This is a genomic window from Catenibacterium sp. UBA627, assembly GCF_002299355.1.
In the GTDB taxonomy this organism is placed as follows: domain Bacteria; phylum Bacillota_I; class Bacilli_A; order Erysipelotrichales; family Coprobacillaceae; genus Catenibacterium; species Catenibacterium mitsuoka.
In genome coordinates, this window is the sequence record NZ_DBPF01000157.1 from 1 (window position 1) to 3,110 (window position 3,110).

General features: G+C 36.9%; 5 protein-coding genes. All 5 read right to left on the reverse strand.

Annotated features, from left to right (window positions below; genetic code table 11):
* Positions 1-121 precede the first annotated feature (121 nt).
* On the reverse strand, positions 122-1,105 hold the full coding sequence (locus B2S90_RS10780) for an AAA family ATPase (RefSeq protein ID WP_286697039.1): 984 nt from the start codon (positions 1,103-1,105) through the stop codon (positions 122-124).
* 21 nt (positions 1,106-1,126) lie between these two features.
* A complete protein-coding gene (locus B2S90_RS10785) occupies positions 1,127-1,345 on the reverse strand; it encodes a hypothetical protein (RefSeq protein ID WP_286697040.1) in 219 nt (72 codons plus the stop codon).
* A gap of 15 nt (positions 1,346-1,360) precedes the next feature.
* Positions 1,361-1,729 (reverse strand): hypothetical protein, encoded by a 369-nt coding sequence (locus B2S90_RS10790; protein WP_286697041.1) that lies wholly within the window; start codon positions 1,727-1,729, stop codon positions 1,361-1,363.
* Between the two features lie 392 nt (positions 1,730-2,121).
* A complete protein-coding gene (locus B2S90_RS10795) occupies positions 2,122-2,457 on the reverse strand; it encodes a hypothetical protein (protein WP_286697042.1) in 336 nt (111 codons plus the stop codon).
* 217 nt (positions 2,458-2,674) lie between these two features.
* Positions 2,675-3,110: lytic transglycosylase domain-containing protein (locus B2S90_RS10800; RefSeq protein WP_286697043.1), on the reverse strand; the 436-nt coding region annotated here is incomplete at its 5' end.

The window sequence follows — 3,110 nt, forward strand, 5'->3', positions numbered from 1 at the left end:
GTCTCCTTTAGTTCAGGGTCGGCAACAAAACGACCAGAAAAATGCAGAGTATTCATAGATTTAATCTCCTTTATAATGTTAAATATATTATATATCAAACTCGACTAAAAGTCAAGTATTATTAGTTGTTCTTGGCTTCCAGTTCAACCAGAATATTCTTAGCGACACCAATATCAGTAATAGAGTTGTAGTTGGCACTAGTATGGTACTTCTTGATGATACCTACAAGTTCGGTCTTAGATAGCTTATCAGCACCAACTAGAGCCTGTGCAAGACTGCCAATCTTATTAATAGTATCAGTTAGTTCAGAAGTCTCGCTAACAGAACCAGAGCCATCATAATCAGGAGCCTGAGCAAAGGTCTTTGCAGAAGTAGCTTCTACATCAGAACTATTAGCCCACTTGATAATCTTCTTACCAAAGTCCTCAGACAGGATGGTATAGCCCTCATTTTCAAAGATATGAGTGTTATCCTTTTCACACTTAGCCATGTGAGAGGTTACATCAATGTTGAAAGTAGTAGTAAAGTAATACTCGAAGCCGTCACGCTGCTTTGCACCGACACCTAGCTTCTTAACAGCAGTACGACCACGCTCATCCTTATCAACCTCATACTGGTCTTTGCCCTTCATAGTAGCAATAATATGAATGGGGCTATACTGCATAGTGTCAATAAACTTATCGTGACGAGGAGTAATCAGCTTCCAGTCCTGATAACGACCGCCAGCCTGTTGCTGTAGCTCAAGACAGCCGCCCTTTCCTTCCCATTCAGCAGAGGTGCTATCAATAATAAGAATAGCATACTTCTTTTCAACCGCATAGTTAATCAGTTCAGTAAACTGTTCTGGCGCATAAGGAGGAACAAGGTCAACAATATCATAATCGAACTCGTTGGCATAATAACGGCCACGAGAACCTTCTGTGTTTGCGAATAGGATGCGTCCATTAGTACCTACATCAGTACCAGTCTTCTTCATCTCTTCAAGCATACCAGTTGCAAGACGTAGTGCGCTATAGCTCTTACCAGAACCACTAGGCCCCATCAGAGCAGTCTTAACAGCAATCTTCTCACGAACAGCCTTTTGAACCTTAAAGTTGAATCCCATTATATAATTCTCCTTGTTAAATTAGTTGTTGTTGTTCTTAACGAAATTCTCACGACGCTTCTTACAATTAGCGCAATGACAAGGGAACGTACCATGAGCATTAAACCATTCTGCCATCTTGGCTTCCTTCACAGGGAATACACCACCACAATCAACACAGGTATAGTACAGAATCTTTTCAGGCTTATGCTTTACCTTGTCCTCCACAGGTTCAATCATGTTAATATGCTTCTCTTCCATTTTTATTCTCCTTTGTTAGTTATTATTAAAATGCTTTTCAACAAAATAGTCGTAAGCACACTTCATATCTTCAATCTTGCCACACATATCATCTGCGATGCGCTCTTCCTTATCGGCAATATCCATCAGGTTCTTGGCGATTGCACGAAGATTCTTTGCCATAGTCATGTGCTGACCTATACGGTCATCAGTGGAAAGAATATCAAACTTCTTCTTCGCAAGAGCCTTGCCAAATTCTACATCATACTCATCATTATCACGAGGACGAACGTGACAAGTAATGCGCTTACCCGGAACTTCAAATTCTCCAATCTTGGTATGGACAATCAGACGTTCAGTAGAACCATCAGCAACCGTAGTCGTGTTAAAAATCTTCGTAATCATTTTGTTTCTCCTTAGTTTTTTGTAAATAAAAGTCGTGTTTTAAAACCAGTCGGGATTGGTTTCTATATAATATTATACTCAGAAAAAATCGTTTGTCAAGAGTTATTTGTAATTATTTTTGATAAATTTTCCGGCTCAAGAAAGTTATATGCTGTATATCTACACAAACAAAGCTTCTGCTTCTCAGAAACATACCCATGAACATCATAATATGATACAATATTTCTGCATAACTTCCGATAATCCGTTTCTGGCTTATTCTTGGAGTTAATCATATCGTTAATTTGATATACAGTAAACTCCTTATATAACCTATCAATGACTTCTTGTCTCGGTAGACGCACAGGTTTCTGTACATCGAACAACATCTTCAAACCCATGCGACATCACCATTACTTTCTAGTTTTATGTTCATTCATACACATAATGAGAAAATCATAAACATCATTCCAGTCATTAATTTCTGGATGAGAGCCGTCAGCAAGAGTAATATAATCAGGCTTGTAATCACGCAAATAATTCATCTCATAGCATAGATAGCCAAGCCAGTCGTCATCTAGGTCATCGAATTGCTCCTGAATAACATACATAATTGCACCTTCAAGGTTGCAACTCGTAATTACAGAATCATCGCCAAAGTCACGAAATACCTTATTGATAGCGTTTTCAAAATCATCATGCTTTGCAAGCGCCTTCATAATCTTCACAAACGCCTTACGACTAATCATTACCATTCACCCCAATCATCCTTTTCGTCAAATAAGCAATACAGTACAGCTGAAAATATAAAAACACCAATAAGAAACTCCATAAGTTCACCTCTTTCCAAAAATAATATCCATTACAATAATTGCTATAAAACACATAAATAAACAATACATATAGATTCTCCTTTTTGTTTTATCTATAAGTATTATAGCACATCATTCAGTTAATGTCAACATCTTATTCCAACATTTTTTCAATTTCATAAATTTCATTTTCTACGCTCTTAATCCTCATTTCATAATAATTTCTCTTTTTACTGTCGCATCTTTCACTAATCTTAATTAGGTATTCAAGCTCACTGCTTCTGTTTTCCAATTCTTCAATCAAGAAATTGTTATATTCTTCTTGTTCAAATAGATTTTTATACTTCTTATATAAAATATGAATCTCTTGGCTTGGTCTGCAATATGTTTTTCTCTTTCCGCTATTACCCTCTCCGCACCCATACATACATAATGCTCTTTCTATATTCCCATCACTCTTTCCCAAATAATACTTCAACATTTTTACCCCACATCTAATATTAGTTTTTTCATTATACAGCTCATCTTTGCCAACACCTAAAAATTTAAGCACATCCTTACTTGTACTTATTTGCATCAGCCCCCTATAC